We start from the raw sequence: 26,120 nt of genomic DNA, 5'->3' as shown, positions 1-26,120 counted from the left end.
TTGTGGATTAGTAGCGGTCACCGTCTGCCGGAGCATTTGGATCAGCAGCTTTTGCCACGATAACTTTAGTCGTTGCCGAAATTGCAGGTGATGTCGGTGTTCGTTTATAGGTCACCGTTACTAAAACTTCGCTGCCTTCTTGAAGTCCATTAACAACACCGCTTGGACTCACGACCACGTTTGCTGGTGTCGCGCTTGTCCATACCAGTTGGCTTTGAATATCCGATACAGGAATCGAAATCGGGTTTACTCTCAGTGGTGCTCCAGCAATCAGATCGAATGGAACTCCTTTTTCAACTTTTACGGTAGGAGGAAGCAATAATGCAGTGACTACAGGCTTAACTGTTACGATTCGTTCGACGACGAAGTCACCAGCAGGTGTAGTCAGTGTAGCAGCAACTTTCACCTGACCCGGAGTCGTTCCAGTTAAGGTATTTGTATTACCGTTGTTTGTAGCTGTACCTAATGCGGCATAACTTCCTGTACCTACTCCAGTTCCATCTACATTCGTCACCGTCCATTTTACCGGTTGTTTGGTTCCGGGATAATTAATCGGCAGCAGAGACGAAGTCAGGTTAATGGAATCCCCTACATAGACGGTATCTGGTGCAGTCATTCCGAAATCGAGTACCCAGATTGTTTTGGTAACGGTACGTTCGATTGGGTTATCGCCAGCGGTTCGAACGGTTACACTTACAGTCACAGGCCCCGGCGCTACCCCCTGAAGTGTTGCAGTTTTCGAAGGGGCCGTTCCTGTAGGGCTTAATACTGCATTGCCATTTCCATCGGTAATCGTCCAAACCACGCTTCCGATATTCGCATTATCTGGTGCAATGACCGTACTCAGATCGATGGTTCCGCCTTTTTTGACGGTATCGGGTCCATTGACCACTACACTCGTGAGTGTATCGACAATACTAATTTCTTTGGTAGCGCGTAACACTCGAACAGTGTTTGTTCTTGTGTTCGTAATATTCGCAGTCGCTTCGACGAGTACCGTTCCGCTTCGAACACCTTTCACAAAGAGAGATGTCGGGTCGGTTTGCGGGCTTAATTGGACATTCGTGGGATTTGCGCTGATGACCGCCCAAGTTACGTTATCGACTCGCAAATTAGAACCGTTCACAGTCGCTTTGATATCTTGAATCGTTTGTCCTACATTGATCGATGAACTGCCGCCGATCGATAAGGCCGGAGCTTCGACTGTTACAGTAGCCGTTCCTTTAACTCCGCTACCATCCGAAGCAGTAGCTGTGATAATAGCGGTTCCGGCAGTTACGCCTGTCACGCTCACCGTAGCCGACTTGCCGCCTGTTGTACCGAGCGGATACGAAAGTTTTACCGAAGGATCGCTACTCGTCCAAGTCAGCAGCGGAGTCAGATCGGTCGTACCGTCCGTCATGAGTACGTTTGGCGACAATACGGTCGAATCGCCTACCCACAGTGCTTGATCGTTTAGACTGATGCTTTTTGTTTTCACAATCGCATTGAAATAGACATCTGGGAATTGCAGGTTGCGAATTTCGCCTGGTGTTGGAATTGGTGCAGCCCCTGCAAATCCTTTTTTACCAATATAGAAGTTTGAAGCGGTTAACGAATCGGCAACTAAAGTTCCTTGTACGTTATTTGCGCCTGTCACCGCAGCAAGAGGGGCAAGTACTGTACCTCCAATGTACTTCAAGTTCAACGTTGTTTGCTTATTCAAGTTGAAGATCAAAGGTACGTTGTTTAAAACCGATTCTGCATTACCTTGAACGACTTCTACATTGTTAATAATCGTGTTGGCAGCGAGAGTAGCGCTTGTACCTGTAACATTAATGACAGCGGTCGAGCCTGTAGGTACATTAACAACGAGTCTAGTCATGCTGTCTGTCTCAGTGCCGCTAATGGTAAAGACATTCGTTTTAGGGTCGGTACCCGTTAACGTCATCGTTCCATATTGGAAATTCTTCGTGCCATTTGCAGCCATTGCTGCGTAAGAATTAGACAGATTAATCATCGATGTTTTAACTGCCGCAAAATCGAAAGCTTGATCGACTTGTTGCTTCAACGTCGTTGCGTTTCGTTTTTGAGGAATGATTGTGATTGGACCCGAATAAGTTCCGCCGTAGAAGACATTGTTTCCATTTGCGCTTAAGTTTGTAGAGAACTTCAGATCGCCGACTACGCTAATATTCGGGATTGTTGTAAGATTAATTCCGTTTGCATCAAAGATCCCGCCTACCATCACTGTGCCATTAGTGATTGAACCGCCTGATACGGTGAAACCGCCTTTTGTAATCACGGTAGGAGTGTTGTTTGTTCCGCTAATACCACTTCCAGCGTTGAAGCTTGAGAACGTAGCATTGCCATTCATAGCAGTTCTACCTGTAGCTGTGAAACCGTCAACTTTTGTCGGAGTCGTTCCTAGCGTAATAAAGCTGTAGTCTTTTAAATATTGAATAGCTGCAGCATTTGTGTCAGTTGCGTGCACGTCTTCATAAGACAATCGAGCTTGATTCAAGTTATACGTTCCTTTTTTAGTCGGAACCGTGTCCAAATGGAAGGAGAATGTACTACCGGTATTCGGTACATAAGAACTTCCACTCAGCGTATACGTAATCTTGTCGAACGTTTTGCTTAGGGTATAACCCGTCGCTAATGTTCCTGTTTTCGTCATGCCAACCGGAAGCGTACCGGAAAGCTCCAGACCTGCCGGAAGTGTCTCATTGTAGACAACATTCGAAATTTCCAAAGTTTGCAGACCATTTTCGCCAGAACGAATTTCAGTTGCTGGAATAGATTGCGGCGTCACTTTGTAAGTCATACCAACCGTGCTTCCTGTCAAAAATTCAAAGTTCGCCGGAACCGTATCAAGCGTACGTTCCGTCAACAAGTTAGCCGCTACTTTTTGCACCGTCAGATCGATTGTTTTAACAGCGGTCGCGCCTTGTTTGTCACGTGCTGTAATTTCGATCTGAATCGTACCTTCGCGAAGAAGAAGCGGGTTTGCGAATTTCTCGGTGATCACAGAACCTTTCGGCACGCTTTTTTCCGCAATTGTCATATTGTCGACATACTGCCCGTTTACTTTGAATTTAACCGTCGAGTAGACGTTCAGGTCTTTCAAATCCAGATCGTCCACTTGATAACTAAATACAAGGTCTTTCAAGTAAGAAGGCTTGGTTGTTTCCGTCGCTGTCGGTGAAATAACCGTTACGCTAGGTGCATGGTTAGAACCGATAAAAGCACGGAACATCGTATTGACGAACAACTTTTGCTCCCATTCCGGGAAACGAGTATTGGTATGACCTGTACCGGAATACGTCACATTGCCTTTAGAGTACGTGTAGTAATGGTCATAACTATCGTCGCTATCTCGTTTGAATGTAGCATTGTCGCCATCTTCGCTCACGATATTGTACCAAGGTACGACGTTTGGATCTTCAAGATCCAACATATAATACTGATCGTGTGTTTGTGCAATTTGCCCAACATAACCGGTCGTAGGGGTTGCCGACAGATTGAATGGGAATTGCGTCAACATGCCGGTATTCACAACTTTAGTTTTAGTCGAGATGTTCGGCGCACCGATACCGAAGTTGGTATACAGCCCCGTTTGTCCAGTTGTAGCTTGGAAATTGCGAATCCACGGGTTGTACTGATTGCCGATCATCGTATCGTGCGTAAACATAACGGCTTGCCCGGTACGAATAAACGCATTCACGCCTGCCGCTGCTTCATCGCTCAAAGCACTTGATGTTTGCGAATTATAGTTGTCGACGAAACCGAAAATGATCATATCGTATCTACCGTTCAATTTTGCATACGAATTCTCATTGGTTGCCGTATTGAAATCTCGGAACAGAACCGGTGTGATTTGAATATTGTAATCATTAGTTCTTAAATAAGAAGGCGTCATATTTGTGTCTTTTAGCAAGCTGCTGTTGTCATTGCCTGGCATAACTTGAAGCACGCGGATTACCGTCTGCTGGTCGCGTACTCGGAAAGCACCTTCCGCATAATCGCTTAAGCCATTGGCGTTCAGCTCCAATTTCCAGTAAACCGGACCGGAGAACGTCTGAGGAAGCTTGTAGGTCAGCACGCCTTCACGAGCAGATAAGGTCGAACTGGCTACCATGTTTTCATCCGACAAAGCGAATACTTTATCTACGCTAGCGTAGAGTTTGGCGTTAACCGGAGTATTAAAATCTCGAATATTGTTCGCATCAAAAGTAAAGGTCAACGTATCGCCGGTCGTATAGATTCTAGGCGAAGCGCCCAAAAAGTCTTGCGGCTTTGTTTTAATCGCTACGCGCGGACGTTGTTTGTACAAAGCGTTGCCGTTTTTGATATTGGTTACTACCGTACTTAATTGAGTGTCACTTACAAACAACGTGTTGCTTGGACGGGGACTAGCAGAAAAGTATTTGTTATATAAAGCATACAAATTCCCTTGAGGATTTTGCTTTTGAGCAATCGCCGTATTGAAGATGACCGGAAGCCCTTTGAGGATGTACTTACTTTCGATTTCTCCAGATTTCAGTGCCGTGATATCGTTCAAAATATTCGTTGTTTCGTGCGCTTTACGCTGATCGTCAGAAGGTCCTGTAGAGAACGTAGGCGGTAATGCTTTGCTGTAAGCGCCATTGCCGAAATAAATCGCATCGTATTTGCCGTCAAGTTCGTCGCGCATCGCAACGAATGTCTTCATTCGCATCGTATCGACGACGACATTACTGGTTCCAGCCAAAGCCGTTTTGAGTGCGTAATTGCCGTTGTCGACAATTTCTAAAATTCTGATCTGGTAAGGAGGCTCGGTATCTGCCATCGCTTTCCACACACCGAAAGGCACACTTACCAAAATAAGTGCCACAATAATACTCCAAATACCGATGTGTTTCTTTTTCACTATGATTCCTCCTCGGCTCGCCGTTAAAATGAAAACAATTGATTTATTTTTGTAAAAGGTGGGATGTTCGTTAAACCTTGTGAAAGATGAAAATAAGGAGAGGTTTTTTTCGAATACGTTGTCAAAAGTTAAAGCGTATGGTATATAATCATTTTAGGTCATAAGGCGCATATTCTCAATACTAAATGCTTAGCCGCAAAAAATAAATTGTGCGAAACCATCAATATGCACAATTTTTCGATTTTTTTCTTAAAACCTCTAAAAAAACCCTCCCGATTCTACGATATATAACAAAGACACTTTAGGTCGCGGGTCTACTTTTTATAAACCATTTGACTTAGATGTTAAATCACCCTTATTCCTTTTTCGGTCGGAACGTGCAAAGTTTGAATCCTAAATTTCAATAATTAAAGGCGGAGATGAAGCGGAAATGGCAATTATCAAAAAAAGACTTGGCGACTTGCTCGTCGAGAACGGCATTATTTCCGAAGAACAATTGCAGCAAGCGCTTGTCGAACAACGGGAAACCAAGCGCAAGCTTGGCGACCACCTGATCGCACAAGGCACGATTACGGAGCAGCAATTGATCGAAGTGTTGGAGTTCCAACTCGGCATTCCGCACGTCAGCCTATTCAAATATCAGATCGACCCTGCGATTACGCAGATCATTCCGGAAAGTATGGCAAAACGATATCAAGTGCTTCCTTTTATGAAAGAAGGCGGCAAACTGATGGTCGCGATGGCAGATCCACTCGATTATTTTGCGATCGAAGATCTGCGTATGAGTACAGGCTTCCGGATTGAACCAGCAATCTGTACGCGAGACGAACTGCAACGCGCGATTGCAAGACATTACGGTCTGCGCGATTCGATGAACCAGATGATGGGCGAACTGCCTAGCGCGGAAGAAATCGAAGAAACCGAGATTACGGATGAAGACTCGCCGATCGTAAAGCTGGTGAATCAGATGATTCAACAAGCGGCTCAGCTTCGGGCTTCCGATATTCACGTCGATCCGGGCGAAAACAATTTGGCGATTCGGTACCGTATCGACGGTTCGCTGCGAACCGAACGGATGATTCCGAAGCAGATGCAAGGCTTTATTACCGCTCGTCTGAAAATCATGGCGAAGCTCAATATTGCCGAACGTCGATTGCCACAAGACGGACGGATCAAAATGCAGGTCGATTACCGGATGATCGATATTCGGGTATCGTCGCTCCCAACCGTTCATGGCGAGAAAATCGTACTCCGGTTGCTCGATCTGACGACGGGTGTTCAGTCTATGGATAAGCTCGGCTTCGACGATCGCAATTCGGCAGTCTTCAAAGAAATGATCGAACGTCCTTACGGCATCATGCTTCTGACAGGGCCTACAGGTAGCGGTAAAACAACAACATTATATTCGGCACTCAATCACTTGAACACCGAAGAAGCGAATATTATCACCGTCGAAGATCCAGTCGAGTATCAAATCGAAGGAATCAATCAGGTGCACGTGAATCCGGCGGTCGGTCTGACGTTCGCAGCCGGCCTGCGGTCGATCTTGCGGCAAGATCCGAACATCGTCATGGTCGGGGAGATTCGGGATACCGAGACGGCAGAAATCGCGGTACGCGCTTCGCTGACGGGTCACTTGGTCTTATCCACGCTGCATACGAACGATGCGGTCAGCAGTGTGACGCGTCTTCGCGATATGGGCATTGAGCCTTACTTAATCGCTTCATCGTTGATCGGTGTAGTCGCTCAGCGTCTCGTAAGGAAAATATGCCCAGAGTGCCGAACGGAGTATACACCTTCCGAACAGGAAAAAATTCTTATGCAAAGTAACGGAGCCTTCGCCGATAAATTGTATAAGGGCAGAGGATGCGGCAATTGCAGCAGCACAGGTTATCGCGGCCGCGTTGCGATCCATGAAGTATTGCCGATGACCGACGCGATGCGTCGTCTTATCAATGAGTCGGGAAGCATCGAAGATATGCGTGAAGTTTCGAAAAATGAAGGGATGAAGTCGCTGCTTGAAGACGGCTTCCGCAAAGTTGCGATGGGGATTACAACGTTGCAAGAAGTCATGAAAGAAACCGTCGCCCATTAAAGCAAAGGGCATGTAATCAGGGCGAGGAGCTGCTTAAGATGAACGAACCAACACGGACAATCGAAGAGTTGCTGCGGCAAATGCACGCCAAAGGCGCATCCGATCTGCATATCGCAGTCGGAGCGCCGCCGAGCGTCAGAGTGCACGGTTCGCTGATGCCGCTTAGCGATGAATCAGTAACTCCGGTCGAAGCGGAAAAGATGGCAAACGATCTTCTCGGCGAAGAAAGATCAAGAGCTTTCCGTACGGAAGGCGAACTGGACTTCGCTTATGCACTACCGGGAGCCGACCGATTCCGGATTAACGTCTATCGGCAAAAAGGTTATGCGGCGATTTCGGCGCGTTCGATCCCTGAAAAGATTCCCACGATGGATCAACTTGGTTTGCCGGAGTCGCTTGCAACGTTGGCGCATCGACCGCAAGGATTGATTTTGGTTACCGGCCCTACCGGAAGCGGAAAATCGTCGACGCTTGCGGCGATGATCCAAGATGTGAATAGCAAATCGAGCAAACATATCGTAACGTTGGAAGATCCGATCGAGTTTATGCACGAGCATCGCAAATCGCTGGTGCATCAGCGGGAAGTCGGGTTGGACACGGCGAGTTTCGCAGACGGACTCAGAGCCGCGCTTCGGCAAGACCCGGATGTCATCTTGGTCGGGGAAATGCGGGATTTGGCGACGATCTCGGCAGCGATTACCGCAGCAGAGACGGGGCACTTGGTATTGGCAACGCTGCATACGACGGACGCGCCCAAAACGATTGACCGGATTATCGATGCGTTCCCTGGCGATCAACAGCCGCAAGTGCGCACGCAACTGGCTTCGGTATTGACCGCGGTGATCTCGCAGCGGTTGCTTCCGAATCGCGGCGGGCAAGGTCGCACCTGCGTGACCGAAGTGCTGATCAACACGCCGGCAGTAGCGAACTTGATTAGATCGGAAAAGATTCATCAAATACGAAGCGTCATGCAGACAGGCAAAGCGCATGGCATGCACACGCTTGAGATGAATATTCGCGAACAACTGCAACGCGGACAAGTTGATCCGATTGCAGCCAAAGAATATATGACGGAGGTGACCGCCTGATGGCACAATTTGAATATCAGGTGCGAACCGGTAGCGGCAAGCAGCTCAAAGGCAAACTCAATGCCAGCGACAAAGCCGCCGCGATGGAAGAACTCCGCAAGCGCGGACTGAAAGTATTCTCGCTCGTCGAGAAAAATAACACGGTATTGGCGAAAGAAATCTATATCGGCAATCCGGTCAAATCGATTCACTTCATTATCTACTGTAGGCAGTTTGCAACTTTGATCCGCGCCGGGATTACGATCGTGGATGCGACGACGATCTTGGCAGGGCAGACCGAAAGCAAAGCGCTCAAAAACGCGTTGATCCAAGTTGCGTCAAATCTGCTTAAAGGGATTCCGTTTTCCCAAGCGGTACAAGAGCACAAACGAATCTTCCCGACTTTGTTCGTGAGTATGGTACGGGCGGGCGAAGAAACGGGTGATTTGGAAGGTACGCTGGATCGACTAGCCGTATTTTTCGAAAAGCAACATTCGACGCGGGAAAAAGTAAAATCGGCACTGACTTATCCGGCGACGGTAGCGGTGTTGGCGATCGTATCGACAGTCTATCTGCTCTGGGCGATCGTTCCGCAGTTCATTACGATGTTCGATTCGTTCGACGCAGAGTTACCGGCGATTACAAAAGTCGTACTGGCACTCAGTAACAGCATTCAGCATGGTTGGTATTTCTGGGGACTGGGCATTTTAATTTTAGTCGTTGGATTCTTCGTGGCAAAACGAACCGAACAAGGTTCGTATTGGATCGATTATGCGAAGCTCAAAGTTCCGGTGTTCGGCAAGCTGAATCAAAAAAGTTCGATTGCACAGTTTACCCGTACTTTTTCTTCATTATACGCAAGTGCGGTTCCCGTTCTTCAATCGCTCACCATTGTCGAAGACGTAGCCGGGAACAAAGTCATCGGTAAAGTCATTCGAAATGCGGGAGACTCGCTTCGTCAAGGTCGTTCGTTGTCAGAGCCGTTAGAAAAATCTTGGGTCTTCCCGCCGCTTGTGACGCAAATGGTTGCAATCGGGGAAGAAACGGGTGCGCTAGGCGATATGCTGGGCAAAGTCGCAGACTTTTACGAGATGGACGTCGATAATACGGTCGATCGTTTGAAGTCGCTGCTGGAGCCAATCTTGATTACCTTCTTGGCGGCGGTTGTAGGTGTCATTATGGCGGCGATCATGCTGCCGATGTTCTCGTTGTATAGTAGCGTATCGGGATAATGCATATGCGGCTTTGCATGAAGCGCTCATTCAAAAATGAGATATGTGGAAAGCCGCAAAACGGGGCTTTTAAGAAGACCCGGGCAAGAACGGATGTGAACATCCGAAAAAACACACGGGAGTGAAAAAAATGAATCAAGTACAAGTAGCAGAAATGGTTGGAGAAGTAGAAGTTAAAGAAGCAGGTAAGCAAAGCTTTATGAAACGCGTATGGGCAAAAATGGGCAAAGACGAAAAAGGCTTTACTCTGATTGAGCTCTTGGCAGTACTGGTTATCATTGCAATTATCGCAGTTATTGCAATTCCTTTGATTAGCAACATCATCAACAATTCTAGAGTTAGTGCAGATGTGTCTAGTGCTCGTCAAGTTTACGATGCAGCTCGACTTTATGTAACTGGCGAGAAAAACGGAGATTTCAAAGGTGCAGGTACGATTACTGTAAAAACTCTAATCGACGCGAAATATCTTGAAACATCTGTATCTCTTCCAAGTACTAAACAAGCTCTAGATTCTGCAGCTAGTAATGTTAAATTCGCAGCTACTAGCGGCGACTTAGAGGGCGTGGTTCTCTCAGATGGTAAGGTTACTAGAGATTACACTGCTGACGAAGTGTTAAAAGCTACCCCAACGAAAGCCGGTAACAAGTAATTCGAAAATATTTTCAATAAAAACAAACCGGAAAAACCACCCGTTTTTCCGGTTTCTCTTTATGCCTTAACTTCAATCACAATCCAAAAATCGGAGGGTAACAGCGATTGGAACAACCTTTTAGTCTGGAACTCCCTTTTGCAAAGAGTGTCCTAAGCCCATGATGATCTTTCTATCGATCTACGTCACTGTCGTCGGTCTTCTATTCGGTTCTTTTTTCAACGTCGTCGGTCTTCGGGTTCCGGTCGGCGAATCTGTGGTACACCCGCCATCTCGCTGCGGCAACTGTCAGACGAGACTGGGCGCAAAAGATATGGTTCCGGTATTCAGTTATTTGTTCTCGCGTGGAAAATGCCGTCATTGCGGCGTTAAGTTCTCAGCGGTCTATCCTCTTTTCGAAGCGGCGACCGGGATTTTATTCTTATGGATGTTTCTCCGTTTTGGCTTGACGGGAGCCGCTGCGATTGGAATCGTTTTGTCCAGCTTATGCGTAATCGTCACGGTCGCGGATTTGAAATATATGCTTATTCCCAACAAAGTGCTGCTGTTTTTCGCGCCGATCCTGATCGTACTTCGGTTTGTTTTTATGGAACAGGCATGGTGGCATTATGGGCTTGGCGGACTTTTTGGAGGCGGATTGATCTTGCTGATCGTCTTGCTTACCAAAGGCGGCATGGGAATGGGAGACGTCAAATTGTTTGCGCTATGCGGGCTTGTGCTTGGAATCGGACCCGCGGTACTGGCTTTTATATTAGCTTGTGCATTCGGTACGATTGTCGGCATGATCCTGATTGGTTTGAAAGTGGTACAACGCAAGCAGCCGATTCCGTTCGGTCCGTGGCTTGCGCTTGGATCGTGTATCGCTTATCTGTACGGAACACAAATTATTAGTGGATATCTATCGCTGATCGGTTAGGAGGACATAACGGGTATGCTGGGACTCGGAAATAAAAAAGCGGGACTGACGATCGAACAGACAGGCGTCCGCTTTATTCAACTCAAAAACAACAAAACGTGGGAAATCGAAAAGAAAGCCTTTTTGCCACTAGAACCTGGAACGATTATTGAAAACCAGATTCCCGATGAAGAAAAGTTACGTTCGCAGATTCGGGATTGGGTCGAGCAAGAAGGGTTAAAAGGAAGTCACGTTGCGTTATCTATACCGCCTTCACAAGTGATTATTCGGAAAATGAATATCCCAGCAGTGAATACGAAGCAGGTACAGCAATTGGTTGCGCTTGAAGTCGAGACGGGTCTGCATTTGCCATTCGAAGAGCCGGTGTATGATTTTATTCCGGTCGGCCGCGAACAAGTGATGCAAGAAGACGGCACCGAAGAAGAAATGACGCGTGTCCTTGTATTTGCTGCGCCTAAAAACCTGATCAATGCGTACATCGGGATTTTGGAAGAAGCCGGGATCAAGACAGATAGTGTGGAAGTCTCAGCGACTGCACTCGGACGGGTAGCCGAAATCGCGCAAGGCAAACCTTTTGCCGATACGATGCTTGTACATTTGGAACATTCCCAGCTTGACGTGTATATGTTCCGCGAAGGTCATCCCGTATTTATGCGTACGATTAACTTGCTGGATTTAGCGGAAGAAACGCCGATGTTCCAGTCCGAGTCGTATTTGGCTCAAAAATCGGCGTTAGGCGAAGAAAGTTTGTCGTCGGAACAGATTCTGGAGATTACTGCCGAAGTCTCGCGTATGCTGAACTTTTATCAGTACAGCCTACATGACGGAACGGCGCGGATTACCGAAATCGTAGTCACAGGTTCGGCAGTAAGCCGCCGTCAATTGGTTGGCGAATTGGATCAAGCGCTAGCGGATATCCAGATTGAACAACTGCTGCTTGAAGAAGCACCGGGCAAAGTCGAAGACGCCTCGATCAACCTGTATCGGGTAGCGGTCGGAGCTGCGCTGCGTGATGACAAAAACAGCTTGATCGACTTGCTTCCGCGCGAAGACCGGGAAGCGAAAGTATTGCCGTATGCGCTGGCTGCTTTGTTAGTGATCTGGTTGTTGGCAGCAGCAGGCGTAGCGACCTTCTATGTAATGCAAAAAAGCGAACTGGAAAGTCTGACTCAGCAGGCGAGCAGCCTTCAATCCGATAGCGACGTGAAACAGCTTGAACTTGCAAGTCTGCAAGGCAAAGGCGGCGCACCAAGCGTCTTGATCGCAGAGCTTGAAGCAATGCGTATGGACGCAGTTGCCGTGATCGAAGAATTGGATAAAGGATTAACCCAAGGTGCGGTTGTTCGCGATATTTCATATTCGCAAAACAGCACTGTAGATTTGACCGTAGACGTGGCTAAAATCGATGATGCCGCCGCTTACTTGGCAAGGTTGAAGAGAATGTCCTTTGTGACGAATGCTTCGATTGCAAGCTTGGCTGAAGAAACAGATACCGGTAACGGAAGCATGCAAAGCGCAAGCGGGTTGTATGCCGTCGTATATAGCGTTTCGATGCAAAATGCGACTTCGGATGTAAACGGAACAGTCAATCAAGATGCCGCTGCGCAATCGGTACAATCGATAGGAGAAACGATCGCGCCTGGAGCTGCTGCTTCGGATCTTTCGACACAGGAGGAGAGCGTCAATGCTGGAACGAATCCATAATAATCGCCAAGGGCTTATATTGGGCGTAGCGGTATTGTTTTTACTGCTGCTTGTCCCGTACATGCTGATGATCCGTCCACAAGCGGACGATATTGCTTTTCAACAAGGCGAAGTGACGCGTCTGCAACAAGAAAACGAAATTTTCGGACGTAAAATCGAAGAGTTAAAAGGTGCGGGAGCCGCTGAACTTAGCGATGAAGAAGTCACGCAAAAACTTCCAAGCAGCGCTAACCAAGAGCAGATCGTAAGCGATCTGTACAAAGTAGGGCTTGCGACGAACGTGATTTTGTCCGATGCGACTTTTGCCGATAATATTCCGGGCAGCGAGTCCGCAACGAGCGAAACGCAAATTCCTGCATCGGGTTCTGTGGCTGGAGTATATGTGACGGTGAATATCCAAAGCGACTATAACGGGATCAAAGCTTGGATGAAAGCTATTCAGAATTTGCCGCGAATCACTTCGATCGAGCAATTTTCGTTCAACAAGCCTTATGTATTCAACGGATCGCTGCTTGAAGCGACGGTAACTTTCAAAGCTAGCTATTTGCCGCAAGCTCAGGCGTCAGCTGCGCCGGAAGCTACCACAGGCGATACCGGGACATCTACAGACGCAGCGACAGAGACAACACCTTAATTGTCGATGAAGTTTGCTGCGCTGGACGCTCGTATCAGTCATCGGTTATACTGAGTGTGCATGTTTGAAATGAAATAGAACATACGCCGGGGAAGCACCCCGTAAGCTTCGGAGCCGCTGGTTAGCGTGCCCGAAGCTTTTTTCAAAAAGAAGGAAATAAGAAAAACCTCCCCCCGGTTTTGCGCAGGATGGGAAATCCGGGTCTCTACTCATGGAGTAACAAATTTGTTACAATGACTACATAGAGAAAAGCTTAGATGTCTCGACCGATTGACGAACTGAAGTCGGGACTGCATATAGATAAGCCGCAACATACAGGCGGTACTCCAGAACGATGGGCGTGCGAGGGGACGCAAAATACGCTCAGGTGGCCAATCAAAACTCGGGAAGTGATACTGTGATTGATATGCAGGATGTGTGGAAAACGTATCCGAATGGAACGCATGCGCTCAAAGGGGTGTCTGTTCAGATCGACCGTAGCGAATTCGTCTATGTCGTCGGTCCTTCGGGTGCAGGTAAATCCACGTTTATGAAGTTGATGTACCGGGAAGAAGTCCCGACCAAAGGACAGATTTCCGTGAACGGATTTAATTTGGGGAAACTGAAGCAACGTAATATTCCACTGCTTCGCCGTAACATCGGAGTTATTTTTCAAGATTATCGATTGTTGCCGAAGTTAACCGCTTATGAAAATGTGGCGTTTGCGATGGAAGTGATCGAAGCCCCACGCAAGCAAATGAAAAAGCGGGTTATGGAAGTGCTGGATCTGGTCGGTCTGAAAAGCAAAGCGAACCGCGAACCGGCGCATCTGTCGGGCGGCGAACAACAGCGCGTCGCAATCGCGCGCGCGATCGTCAACAATCCTTCTGTGATTGTCGCGGACGAACCGACCGGTAACTTGGATCCGGAGACTTCTTGGGGCATCATGCAGCTGCTCGACGAGATTAATTTCCGAGGCACGACAATAGTTATGGCTACACATAACAAAGAAATTGTAAATACGATGCGCAAACGCGTACTCGCGATCGAAGACGGAAATGTCGTGCGCGACCAGTTGAGGGGAGAATACGGTTATGAATTTTAATACCCTTCTGCGGCATTTTCGCGAAGGCACGAAAAACGTATTCCGCAACGGTTGGATGTCGATCGCTTCGATCATGTCGATTATCGTATCTCTTTCTTTGCTTGGCGTAGCACTGCTTCTCGTATTGAATTTGGATCGTGCAGCGGATGAAGCCGATAAGCAAGTCGAGATCAGTGTTTATCTGAATCTCAATATCGATCAAGCCGAACGCGATAAAGTTTCGCAAGAGATTCAAGATATGCCGGAAGTACAAAATGTCACTTTTATTTCGAAAAAAGACGGCTTGGAAACGATGCGTCAGACGCTAGGCGACGCAATGGTGAAGGGGTACGAGGAAACAGGTACCAATCCTCTTCCTGATACATTCAAAGTCCAAGTCATCGAAGCTACGACCGTACCGTTTGTCGCAGATAAAATCTCAGCGCTGAACGGTGTGAATCCAGATGGACCGATCTATGATGTGGATTACGGCAAAGGAACAGCGGAACGCTTATTCCAGTGGACGCAAACGATTCGTGTTGTCGGAATTGTACTCGTGATTGCACTGGGTGTCATGGCGATGTTCTTGATCGCGAACACGATCAAAGTCACGATTATCGCTCGTCGTAGAGAGATCGCGATTATGAAGCTGGTCGGTGCGACGAACCGTTTTATCCGCTGGCCTTTCTTTATCGAAGGCGTGCTGATCGGATTGACGGGCTCTGGGATTACGCTAGCTATTTTACTTTACGGTTACTCCAGACTGGAAGTTGCCGCGTCGGGTTGGACATCGGCTTTGTTCACTTTGATTCCACTCACGGACGTCTGGATGTGGTTCAGTATTCTGCTGGTCGGGCTTGGATTTTTGATCGGAGCTTGGGGCAGTACCATATCGATTCGTAAATTTTTAAAAGTTTAATGACACTATCGTTCATTTACCATAATCCGAAAGTAAAGGATGGGAACTCGCTTTGAAAAAAACAGCTTCTGTATTTGCCGGTATTTTGTTGACTGCCGCTATCATGCAACCTGCTAACTCTTATGCAGCAGGATCGACCGACAAAATCGACCGTCAGCTGAAAGAACTTCAACAAAAACAACAAGATGCACAAGCTGAGAAAAAAGCAGCGGATGCCGATAAAAAAACAGCTGAGCGCAATAAAGATAAAACAGCAGAATATTTGGAAAAAGTTCTTGCCAATATTGAAGTCGTAGGCAATAAGCTGACGCAAGTAACAGTCGAATTGTCGGATACGGAAGCGCAGCTTGAACAAACGAAGCAAGAGCTGGAGCAAGCAAAAAAACGGATCGCTGAGCGCGAAGGATTTCTCGATACGCGCGTACGTATGATGTACACAGACGGTGCCGTTTCGTATCTGGATGTATTAATGGCTTCGGCTGATTTTAGCGACTTTTTGAGCCGTGCCGATTCGATCAAACGCATCATCGGGCAAGATCAAAATATTTTGGACGAGCAAAAGCGCGATCAAGAGATTGTCGTGCAAAAGCAGTCTGAGTTAGAAACCCAGCTTGCCAAGCAAAAAACATTATTGGCTGAAGTTCAATCTCACAAAAAAGAACTGGATGCCAAAGAAGAAGAAAAGCGCAAGCTGATTGCACAGTACGAGATTGATATCGAAGAAGCTGGCGAAATCAGTCAAGAACAAGATGCGATGTTAATCGAGTTTGCGACAAAGCGTTCGGATCTGGAGCGCGAAAAGCGTGAGATCGAAGAAGCGCAGCGTAGAGCCGCAGCCGAAGAAGCATTGCGCGTCGCTCAAGAAAAAGCACGTCAAGCCGCAGCGGCGAAAAAAGCAGAAGAGCAACGCGCTGCCGAAGCGGAAGCCGCTCGCGCCGCAGCAGCAGTAGAAGCACCGGCTAAAACCGATTATTCATACAAAGAAGACACCTCGGATTCTTCGTCGGGTTCGACTCCGTCCAGCAGCGGTGCGATGTTAACTCCAGTTAACAACTACCGCATGTCATCCGGCTTCGGGACTCGCGTGCATCCGATTACCGGTAAAGTGAAAAAGCATACCGGTGTAGATATGGCAGCGCCGCAAGGCACAGATATTCACGCTGCGGAAGGCGGCGTCGTCACTGTCGCTCAGTGGTGGAATGGTTACGGAAATACCGTCATTGTCGATCACGGGAACGGCGTATGGACGTTATACGGCCATATTCGCGAAGGCGGCATCGTCGTTTCTCCAGGTCAGACGGTAGCGCGCGGACAAAAAATTGCGGAAGTCGGTTCGACAGGAAATTCGACCGGCCCTCACTTGCACTTCGAAGTACGGATCAACGGTGAGCCTGTGAATCCAGTGCCTTACTTGGGTTGGTAAACCTATTGAATATACAGCCAAGGAGGCTTGCAGCATGGTAAAAAAACGGACAGCGGTTCTGTTGGTCGTCTTGGCATTGATTATTGGAGGAGGCGCGGTGCTCGCGTTAACTAATTTCCCAATGATCAAAGCGAGTAGTGGAGCGAACGCAAGCGCCGGTCTTAGTCAAAACGAATTGAATAAACTCAATACAGCCGTAAAGCTGATTGAAGAAAATTATTATAAAGACGTCGATCATGAGAAATTGGTGACAGGCGCTATTAACGGAATCGTAGGTTCGTTAGATGATCCTTATTCGGCGTATATGCCTGCTGAACAAGCCAGCGAATTCAACGAATCCATCGAAGGTTCGTTTACCGGAATCGGTGCGGAAGTCGAATTGAAAAATGAGCAAGTGACCGTCATTTCTCCGATTAAAGGTTCTCCTGCTGAAAAAGCGGGGATTCGCGCCAAAGACGTATTGCTGTCTGTAGACGGCGAATCGCTTGCGGGTCTTGATCTGCAAACCGCGGTTTCCAAAATCCGGGGTCCGAAAAATAGCACGGTTACGATCATGGTCAAAAGAGATGGCGTAACGGATCCGATCAAATTCGATATCAAGCGTGACGATATTGAATTGGAGACGGTCAATGCTCATGTAGCAGACGGTAATATTGGCGTTATCGAAGTCACACAGTTCTCGGCGAATACCGGAGATCGTTTCAAAGAAGAACTGGCTAAGCTTGAAAAGAAAAAAATCAAAGGCTTGGTGATCGATCTACGTAGCAACCCAGGCGGACTGCTGAATGTCGTTGTCGATATGGCAGAAGAGTTCGTACCGAAAGGTAGCGTCATCGTACAAGAAGAAAATCGTAGCGGTGCGCGCCAAGAATTCCGTTCTTCCGGCGTGGCTTCCAAAAAATCATATCCGGTTACGGTACTGATTAACGGCGGCAGCGCGAGCGCTTCGGAGATTATGGCGGGTGCGCTGAAAGAATCGGCAGGAGCCAAATTACTTGGCGAAAATTCGTTTGGTAAAGGCACGGTGCAGACCAGTATCCCGAACCGTCTAGGTGACGGTACATTATTGAAGATTACAATCGCCAAATGGCTGACGCCGGATGCTGAATGGATTCATGAAAAAGGCATCAAGCCTGACGAGAAAGTCAGTCAGCCGGATTATTTCACCGTTGCTCCGATTGATAAAGAGCAGACGTGGAAATATAATATGAATAACGACAGTATCAAGAGTGCGCAAGTCATGCTGAGCGGTCTTGGCTATGATACAAAACGTAAAGACGGCTATTTCGATGCCGAAACGAAAAAACAAGTTGAAGCATTCCAAGCTGCGAACAAGATGGTTGTTAGCGGATTTATCGATGCCAAAACAGCTACAGCTTTGGAAACGGCGATTTTGAAACATATCGCAGATCCGGCTAATGATAAGCAGTTGAATAAAGCGATTCAAGAATTGAAGAAGGAAACACTCGCTCCGGCGTCGAATTCCTAACATAGCGTTTGAACGAAGAGAAGGCGCAAGCCTTCTCTTTTGATTAGCGGCACGAAAAGGAGACATCGATGAACGAATATATACACATCATCCTATCGGGACTGCTTGAACTCATCATTCAGCCTTTTTATTGGGCAGGGCTATTACTTTTGCTGCTGTATTATCGTCGTCAAGGGATTTTGGAACGGAAACTTTTTCATATTCGCTTACATCCTTACGGGATTCCGGTTGCGCGGGCTTTGCTCGGTGGGGCAGTGGCAGGTATTGTCGTTTCGCTGATCTTGGCAGGTACCGGATTTACATTAACCGTGGAAGGCGCGGCAGCGGTATGGATCATGTCGCTTCTTTTACTGATCTTCCGAATTCGTTTTGCGAATCTGATTTATGCAGTAGGGGCACTGGGGTTGTTGCAATTCATATTGGGTTGGATTTCAGGACTTCCGGATTCCGGGCTGCTGGGGACGATCGTTCAAGCTGTAGAAGGATTGAATATTGCGGCGCTTCTTATTTTGGCGGCACTTGTGCATATCGCTGAAAGTGTGCTGATTGCTCGGCAAGGAAAAGAGTTTGCTCTACCTACCTACATACCGGGAAAACGAGGACGCCCAATCGGCGCCTACGTGCTGCGGATGCTTTGGCTAATGCCGACTTTGCTTCTTGTTCCGTCTGAGAGCGGTCTTATTACATTACCGTGGACGCCGCCGCTTTTGTCGATGCTGGGATTGCCTGAATCTATGAATTATACGCTCCTAGCTTTGCCTGTTATGGTAGGCATGTCGGAAGCGACTTGGACCTTGTTCCCCGAACGCAAAGCGACTCAAGTTGCCAAACGTGGGATTTTATTCGGTGGCGCGTTATTGATTTTGGCGGTAGTTGCTGTCTTTTGGACACCTATTGCAGCATGGATTGGAATTGCCGGAATTGTATTGCGTGAAGCCTTGATTCGCGATAGCCATCGTGAGGAAGACGGTCAAGCCGCAATCTATACCGATTCCGGACGCGGTCTGAAAATTTTGGCGGTACAACCCGATAGCCCAGCCGACGATATGAAAATTTTGCCGGGCGAGACTTTGTTGAAAGTAAACGGCAGTATGATTTCCAACCGTCAGCAGATGCACGAAGCATTGCGAATGAACTCGGCATTTTGTAAATTGGAAGTGCAAAACCGCAGTGGGGAAAGTAAATTTTTGCAGCGTCCGATCTATGCAGGCGATCATCATCAGCTTGGATTTATTTTCGCGCCGGACGATACTTCAGTTTCGGAAAAGCCAAACAAACCTCTATCGTTATTCGGATTGTGGAGTGTTCAAGCTGAGCCGCAGCGTGTTCTTGTTGAAGACACTGAAATGCCAGTTACAAGCGAAAAAGCCGAACTTTCCGATTCGCCTCGCCACAATACCGAGATTTCTCAGACAGACCGTGTGTAATCTTTTTATACCAGTAAAAAGGCGATATGTTCCTTCGGGAGTGTATCGTCTTTTTTGTTAAGCTCTTTTTTAGAAAATGGATCTGATTCTTTAGGACTAGACCTTTTTTCTTTTTATTGATAAAAAACATACACAATCTTTACAAAAACCTGCTAAACTGAAGAAACTCAAATACATACAGAGACTTTTAGACTACCTAAGAAGGAGATGAGCTATATGAGAAACCTCACTGTTAAAACTAAGATTTTATTGCTCACTCTGCTGTCGGGAGTCCTGCTGCTCGTGGTAGGTTACATGGGCTATGCCACAATGAAACAAATGGCGAATACTTCAGAAAATATGTACGCCAACAATTTGAGGTCTCTACAAGCAATTGGGCAAGTGAATTCGAATAATAGTGCGATTGAAGCTTCGGTAATGGAAATGATGTTGAATTCGGATTATACCGCTACTCAAAATTTGTCGCTGAGCATTAGCGATCGTACCGCGCGAAATGCGATGGCATATGCGGAGTTGGAGAAGATTTCTTTGAGCCCCGCAGCAAAATCGCTTTATACGGAATACAATAATTTAATGCCTGAATATTTTAATATCCGTTCACGTATTACCGATTTGGCAACTCGGAACGAAGGCGAGCAAGCTTACGCGATGTTTCAATCCGATTTACAACCGGTGCGCGAACAAGTTACGTTGATCGTCAATAAACTCAGTTCTCAATTGCTTCGAGAAGCTCAAAGCAATAACGCGTCTTCATCCGAACTCGCTCAACATTCTACATTGCTAATGATGATATGTATCGTTGTAGGAATGGTATTGATCGCAACCTTCGGCTGGTGGATTGCAAGGCTGATCTCTAAACCTCTGCGTCATATGCAGAAGATGATGCAGCGCGCTGCAAACGGCGATCTGAGTGTAACGGGTACGTATCTATTTCGCGATGAGATCGGTCAAGTTACTCAATCGTTTAACGGAATGATGCAAGGGCTTCGTGATCTGGTTCATCAAATCGATGAAAGTGCCGTCACTTTATCCGCTTCGTCGCAGCAATTAACCGCAAGTGCAGAGCAAACGACCGATGCCGCAGGGCATATCGCGACTTCTTCTTCTCAATTATCGGCTGGCTTTGAAACTCAAGCGCAGACGATTAACGGCGTCAGTGAGTTGGTCAATGATATGGAGCGCAATATGCAGCAATTGGGGCAAAACGGTCAAGAGATCGCGGTATCGGTTCGATCGGCAAACCAAGCGGCTCAAGCGGGTAGCGATGAAGTACAAAAAACGATTGGAAGATTGAATGAAATCGATCAAAGTGTAGCGCACGCGCTCGAAGTCGTAACCGGATTGCGTCAGCGCTCCGAACAGATCGGAACAGCTGCCGTATTGATCGATCAAGTTGCGCGTCAGACTAATTTGTTATCACTCAATGCTTCGATTGAAGCAGCGCGTGCGGGTGAAGCAGGTAGAGGTTTCGCAGTAGTCGCTCAAGAAATTCGCAATCTGGCAGAAAGTGCAGCTGCTTCGACGCGTACCATCAGTGAAATGATTAGTGCGATTCAAGAAGAATCGGAAGCTGCGGTTCGTTCGCTTCACGAAGGAGCGGAACGCGCAAAACTCGGTGTGGAGAGTGGCAAAGAAATATCGGATGTATTTGGGAAGATTCGCAGCTCTGTAGCCGAAGTTGGAAAAGAAACGATCGAAGCCGGTAACTTGATTGAACGCTTGACGATACAGACCGCAGAAATCGCGGATTCGATGCAAGGCGTCAACTCGATTGCCCAAGAAGGAGCTGCAGGAATCGAAGAGGTGAGTGCAGCTGGCGAAGAACAGTTATCGACGATGGAAGAAGTTCAGAGTTCAGCGAAATTTTTGTCGCAGCTTGCCGAGGCGCTACAAGTTAACTTGTCTCGTTTTACATTGGAAGCGGGAACCGATCAGACACCACTGCTGCCTGAACAAACTGCTCAGTTGGAACTGGAAGCTGAACCTACGGATCAAGCCAATGAATCTTTAAATACGGTCGCTTGATGTTTGAATGAGTTAAACAAAAGCGAGGAGCAAAAAGGAATTTCCTTTTCTGCTCCTCGCTTTTTTTTAAAATTAAGGATTAGGCGTAACTTCATCGGATTGCAATTGTCGAAGCACTGTGATCTCCACACGCCGATTTTGCTGACGACCTTGTGGAGTGGAATTGTCGCCAACTGGACGCGTATCCGCATAACCGGCATATTGGAATGTAGCCGGATTAAGCCCTTTTACATCAACAAAATACCGTAAAACGGATAAAGCACGATCACCGGACAGCTCCCAGTTATCCGCGTATCGACCGCCTGTGATCGGTTGGTTGTCGGTATGCCCTTCGATACTGATTGTGGCGTCTACGGTGCCGAATAGGCTAGAAAGTCGATCCAAAATGCCGGAAGCTCCGCTTTTGAGCCTGGCTTGCCCGACATCGAACAAAAATCGGTCGCTGAGCGTAATCGAGATGCCTTGAGGCTTATCGGCAACAAAAATCTGATCTTCTAGACCGTTTGTTGTAATATAAGAGTTAATCGTATTTAGAAAATTTGCCAATTGACGTTCTTGTTCTCGGAATTGAAGTTCGCGCGGCGTTGGCGAATTATCAGCTTCATTGGGATCGGCGCCATTTTCTGAATCTGCTGCACCTTGACCTTGTTGGTCGCCGTTACTGCCCGGAATCTGTTGACCATTTTCCTCTGTAATTTTAGGGCCGCCATCCAAGATATTATTTCCCGCTTGAAAAGTCGTTTTCAAAGAAGAAGATACGGCTTCGTATTTGTCTGTATCCACCGAACTTACCCCGTACATAATGACAAAAAAGATCAATAATAACGTGAGTAGATCGGCGTATGTAATCAACCAACGCTCTTGCTGATGTGAAGGTGCTTTGTTTCTACTCCGTCGTCGGCTCATTAGAAATCCGCTCCTACGACTTGACCGTCCGAATCCTCGTCCAGATACGTCGCCAACTTTTTGCGAACGAGATTTGGATTTTCTGCATTTTGAACCGAGAGCAATCCTTCCAGCATCATTTCCATCACTCGAACCTCCTCGTCTCCGCGCGCGCGAATTTTGGATGCGATCGGCAAGAATATCAAGTTTGCACTAGCCACTCCGTATAAGGTAGCGATAAAAGCGACAGCGATCGAAGAACCCAAGTTAGCAGGCTCAGCTAGACTACCGAGAACGCGAATTAAGCCCATCACAGTTCCGATAATGCCCATCGTCGGTGCATAACCGCCAGCGGATTCGAAAATTTTGGCATAGTTATCAAAACGATCTTGTCTTTTGTCGATTTCCAGCTCCAAAATTTGGCGAATCAGCGGTTGGTCGCTTCCGTCTACAATCAGCCCTAGACCTTCTCGCATAAATGAATCTTCATGAGTATCCGCAATTTTTTCTAAAGCTAACATACCTGAGCGTCGTGCGGTGTGCGACATTTCTGCCAAATCGTCGATCAATTGTTGCGGTTGCATCGGTTGAGGGCGAAAAGCCATTTTCAAAGCTGTAGGTACAGTGCGAAGACGTTTCCAAGGAAAACTGATCATGACTGCTGCAGCCGTTCCGCCAAAAACAATTAAAGCCGCGGCGCCTTGCAGCAACCCTCCAGCTTGTCCGCCTTCCCACAAAAATCCTCCGATCAGCGCGGCAAAACCGGCAATGATTCCGATAAGCGTCGTAATATCCATACGTCCGTTCCTCTCTGCGACAAAAGCGTGAAATAAGGGCAGGCATGCAAATTCATCTTCACAATAAATTGCATGTCAGGCATAAAAAGAGTATAATTTAATAGGAACAGGTATTCTTATTTCGTGGAAACGAAGCCAATATCCAAGTCATCTATCCGCAATTTCGCTAAAAGGAAAACAAACAGTTCTTCAATATTTCGTTCTCCATGCGAAAAAGTGGTTATGTACAATATAAAGCATCCCAACGACGTGTCAAACGAAAGCGATGCGTCGATTTTTCGTATTCTCTACTTCAATACTATCACTTCAAACGATGAGGGTGAAATAATGGCAATGAGCGATATCGTAATCAGTAATAAATCTTTTGAAATTGTCTCGGAATTTTCGCCGCAAGGCGATCAGCCGGGTGCAATTGAACAGTTGGTAGAAGGCGTTAACGCAGGTAAAAAGCATCAAACACTGCTAGGCGCAACAGGTACAGGTAAGACGTTTACGATTGCACAGACCATTGCCAAACTTAATCGTCCGACCCTTGTGATTGCGCATAACAAAACGTTGGCTGCGCAGCTCGCCAGCGAATTCAAAGAATTTCTGCCGAACAACTCCGTGGATTACTTCGTCAGTTACTACGACTACTTCCAGCCGGAAGCATACGTTCCTTCTTCGGATACCTACATCGAGAAAGATTCCAGCATCAATGAAGAAATCGATCGGCTGCGTCACTCCGCGACCAGTTCATTATTTGAACGTCGAGACGTTGTTATTGTAGCGAGCGTATCGTGTATTTACGGTCTCGGTTCGCCGCAAGAGTACGGCAATCTGCTATTGTCGCTGCGTGTGGGTATGGAAAAGTCACGTCAAGAAATCTTGTCGCGTCTGGTCGATATCCAGTATCAGCGTAACGATATTAACTTTGTACGGGGTACATTCCGTGTACGCGGCGATGTCGTCGAGATTTTCCCGGCTTCGCGCGAAGAGCATGCGGTGCGGATCGAACTTTTTGGCGACGAGATTGAGAAAATTAGCGAGATCAACGTATTAACGGGAGAAATTACCGGTGAACGTGATCATATCGCCATCTTCCCAGCTTCTCACTTTGTGACGCGCGAAGAAAAAATGAAAGTCGCGATCACCAATATCGAGCGTGAGTTGGAAGAGCGTCTTGCCGTGTTTAAAGAACAAGGCAAACTGCTGGAAGCGCAGCGCCTCGAACAGCGGACACGCTACGATCTGGAAATGATGAAAGAAGTCGGCTTCTGCTCCGGGATCGAGAACTACTCGGGACCGCTGACTTTCCGCGAGCGTGGCGCTACTCCGTTTACGCTGATGGATTACTTCCCAGATGATCTGTTGATCGTAATCGACGAATCGCACGTAACTTTGCCGCAAATTCGCGCCATGTACAACGGCGACCAAGCACGCAAAAACGTACTCGTTGATTACGGTTTTCGGTTGCCTTCGGCATTGGACAATCGCCCGCTTAAATTCGAAGAGTTTGAGCAAAAAGCGAATCAGCTGATCTATGTTTCGGCGACTCCGGGACCTTATGAAATGGAACAATGCAGTACGATGGTCGAACAGATCATTCGTCCTACCGGTCTGCTGGATCCAATTATCGAGATTCGCAAAACGGACGGACAAATCGACGACTTGATCGGCGAAATCCGTGACCGTATCGAAAAAGACGAGCGGGTACTCGTTACGACTCTTACCAAAAAGATGTCCGAGGATCTCACCGATTACCTTAAAGAAGTCGGAATCAAAGTTCGTTATCTACACTCTGATATCAAGACCCTAGAGCGGATTGCGATTTTACGCGATTTACGACTTGGCGTCTTTCATGTGTTAGTCGGTATCAACTTGCTGCGGGAAGGTCTGGATTTACCGGAAGTCTCGCTGGTCACGATTTTGGATGCCGACAAAGAAGGCTTCTTGCGTTCAGAGCGCTCGCTGATTCAGACGATTGGCCGCGCCGCGCGGAACTCGGAAGGTCGCGTTATTTTGTACGCCGATAAAATGACGGATTCGATGGATAAGGCGATTCGAGAAACCGAACGCCGCCGCGAAATCCAGATGGCATACAATGAAGCGCACGGCATCACGCCGCAAACGATCAAGAAAAAAGTACGCGACGTGATCGAAGCGACTCGCGCCGCCGACTCCAGTTCCGACTTCTTGACCGGCGTCGAAGGCAAAATGACGAAACGCGAACGCGAGAAGATGGTCGTTCGGATCGAGAAAGAAATGAAAGAAGCAGCTAAAAATCTTAACTTCGAACGTGCTGCCGAGCTTCGCGACGCCCTATTGGAGCTGCGCGCGGAGTAATCGCTTGGGCGTTGCGGAGGTCATTTTTCGGTGGCGCGGGGCGTCGGGAGGGATTGGTTTCGGTCGCTTGTTGTATTGGGGAAGCTGGATTGTAATTTTATAAGGAAGCTTCCCCAATACAAAGGCGATCGCTTACGCTCCTTCACTCAATCCCTCCCTCCGCCCGCCGCTTCGCGGCGAAAAGACTTTCCACAGCCAAAGCTCTCGCTCCACGCTGGTTGGCGATTTTTCTAAAGGAAAATAAAATAGATGACAAGTCTTTAGCTTGTCTAATAAGCTGTGAAAGAATCGAACAGCTTGGTTCGAATCCTTTAACTCACATAACAACAGCATTAAATTTCAACTCTATTTTCCTATCCTTGAGCGTACGCACGATAGGAGCGAAGGGGAAGGTAGGTTCTTGAAGAAGCGGAGCGTTCGCCTTTGAATTCGGATTTTACCCTAACAAAGGTTCAATCAAAAAAATCCGAATTCAACAAGCGATCGTAAGGAACCTACCGCACCCGCAGTGTCTCCCAAAAGTTAGCGCAGTTAACACTTTGAAATTTTACACGCAACATAAAAATAGAAACATTTAGA

Annotated in this window: 17 protein-coding genes; 14 read left to right on the top strand and 3 right to left on the bottom strand. The window is 47.4% G+C overall.

The features are described 5' to 3' along the window. Window positions 1-7: 7 nt before the first annotated feature. Complete coding sequence (locus tag NOM90_RS18090) at window positions 8-4,891, bottom strand: choice-of-anchor A family protein (RefSeq protein ID WP_255944008.1); 4,884 nt, start codon at window positions 4,889-4,891, stop codon at window positions 8-10. 430 nt (window positions 4,892-5,321) lie between these two features. Between NOM90_RS18090 and gspE the strand changes: the two genes are divergently transcribed. From gspE to NOM90_RS18025, 13 genes are all read left to right on the top strand, one after another. Next, window positions 5,322-6,986 carry a type II secretion system ATPase GspE gene (gene gspE, locus NOM90_RS18085; protein ID WP_255944006.1) on the top strand — a complete coding sequence of 555 codons (1,665 nt, stop codon included), beginning with the start codon at window positions 5,322-5,324 and terminating at the stop codon, window positions 6,984-6,986. Window positions 6,987-7,024: 38 nt separating this feature from the next. Beyond that, the gene (locus NOM90_RS18080; RefSeq protein WP_255944005.1) at window positions 7,025-8,074 is read left to right on the top strand and encodes a type IV pilus twitching motility protein PilT; all 1,050 of its coding nucleotides are present in this window, start codon (window positions 7,025-7,027) and stop codon (window positions 8,072-8,074) included. Next, a complete protein-coding gene (locus NOM90_RS18075; protein WP_255944004.1) occupies window positions 8,074-9,285 on the top strand; it encodes a type II secretion system F family protein in 1,212 nt (403 codons plus the stop codon). The genes NOM90_RS18080 and NOM90_RS18075 overlap by 1 nt, the downstream gene beginning before the upstream one ends. Before the next feature lie 130 nt (window positions 9,286-9,415). Then, window positions 9,416-9,934, top strand: coding sequence for a prepilin-type N-terminal cleavage/methylation domain-containing protein (locus NOM90_RS18070; protein WP_255944003.1), 519 nt, complete (start codon window positions 9,416-9,418; stop codon window positions 9,932-9,934). A gap of 160 nt (window positions 9,935-10,094) precedes the next feature. Continuing rightward, on the top strand, window positions 10,095-10,850 hold the full coding sequence (locus tag NOM90_RS18065; protein ID WP_255944002.1) for a prepilin peptidase: 756 nt from the start codon (window positions 10,095-10,097) through the stop codon (window positions 10,848-10,850). A 15-nt stretch (window positions 10,851-10,865) separates the two neighbouring features. Next, entirely contained in the window at window positions 10,866-12,554 is a 1,689-nt protein-coding gene (pilM, locus tag NOM90_RS18060; protein ID WP_255944001.1) for a pilus assembly protein PilM, read from the top strand. After that, window positions 12,535-13,188 (top strand): type II secretion system protein GspM, encoded by a 654-nt coding sequence (gene gspM, locus NOM90_RS18055; protein ID WP_255944000.1) that lies wholly within the window; start codon window positions 12,535-12,537, stop codon window positions 13,186-13,188. Before pilM ends, gspM begins: the two co-directional genes overlap by 20 nt. Before the next feature lie 397 nt (window positions 13,189-13,585). Next, complete coding sequence (gene ftsE, locus NOM90_RS18050) at window positions 13,586-14,272, top strand: cell division ATP-binding protein FtsE (RefSeq protein ID WP_255943999.1); 687 nt, start codon at window positions 13,586-13,588, stop codon at window positions 14,270-14,272. Continuing rightward, complete coding sequence (ftsX, locus tag NOM90_RS18045; RefSeq protein WP_255943998.1) at window positions 14,262-15,170, top strand: permease-like cell division protein FtsX; 909 nt, start codon at window positions 14,262-14,264, stop codon at window positions 15,168-15,170. The genes ftsE and ftsX overlap by 11 nt, the downstream gene beginning before the upstream one ends. Before the next feature lie 52 nt (window positions 15,171-15,222). Beyond that, on the top strand, window positions 15,223-16,593 hold the full coding sequence (locus NOM90_RS18040) for a M23 family metallopeptidase (protein ID WP_255943997.1): 1,371 nt from the start codon (window positions 15,223-15,225) through the stop codon (window positions 16,591-16,593). Window positions 16,594-16,627: 34 nt separating this feature from the next. Further along, a complete protein-coding gene (locus NOM90_RS18035; RefSeq protein ID WP_255943996.1) occupies window positions 16,628-18,082 on the top strand; it encodes a S41 family peptidase in 1,455 nt (484 codons plus the stop codon). Window positions 18,083-18,150: 68 nt separating this feature from the next. Then, complete coding sequence (locus NOM90_RS18030; RefSeq protein ID WP_255943995.1) at window positions 18,151-19,509, top strand: PDZ domain-containing protein; 1,359 nt, start codon at window positions 18,151-18,153, stop codon at window positions 19,507-19,509. 216 nt (window positions 19,510-19,725) lie between these two features. After that, on the top strand, window positions 19,726-21,534 hold the full coding sequence (locus tag NOM90_RS18025) for a methyl-accepting chemotaxis protein (protein ID WP_255943994.1): 1,809 nt from the start codon (window positions 19,726-19,728) through the stop codon (window positions 21,532-21,534). A gap of 72 nt (window positions 21,535-21,606) precedes the next feature. On the opposite strand, the gene NOM90_RS18020 is transcribed toward NOM90_RS18025, so the two are convergent. Continuing rightward, on the bottom strand, window positions 21,607-22,440 hold the full coding sequence (locus tag NOM90_RS18020; protein WP_255943993.1) for an OmpA/MotB family protein: 834 nt from the start codon (window positions 22,438-22,440) through the stop codon (window positions 21,607-21,609). Beyond that, complete coding sequence (locus NOM90_RS18015; RefSeq protein WP_255943992.1) at window positions 22,440-23,216, bottom strand: flagellar motor protein; 777 nt, start codon at window positions 23,214-23,216, stop codon at window positions 22,440-22,442. The genes NOM90_RS18020 and NOM90_RS18015 overlap by 1 nt, the downstream gene beginning before the upstream one ends. Before the next feature lie 333 nt (window positions 23,217-23,549). Between NOM90_RS18015 and uvrB the strand changes: the two genes are divergently transcribed. Beyond that, on the top strand, window positions 23,550-25,541 hold the full coding sequence (gene uvrB, locus NOM90_RS18010) for an excinuclease ABC subunit UvrB (RefSeq protein WP_255944084.1): 1,992 nt from the start codon (window positions 23,550-23,552) through the stop codon (window positions 25,539-25,541). Window positions 25,542-26,120: the final 579 nt, after the last annotated feature.

This window comes from Saccharibacillus sp. JS10 (genome assembly GCF_024436065.1).
Classification (GTDB): Bacteria; Bacillota; Bacilli; order Paenibacillales; family Paenibacillaceae; genus Saccharibacillus.
Note: the sequence above shows the minus strand (reverse complement) of the source record. Positions and strands in the feature narration are given on the sequence as shown.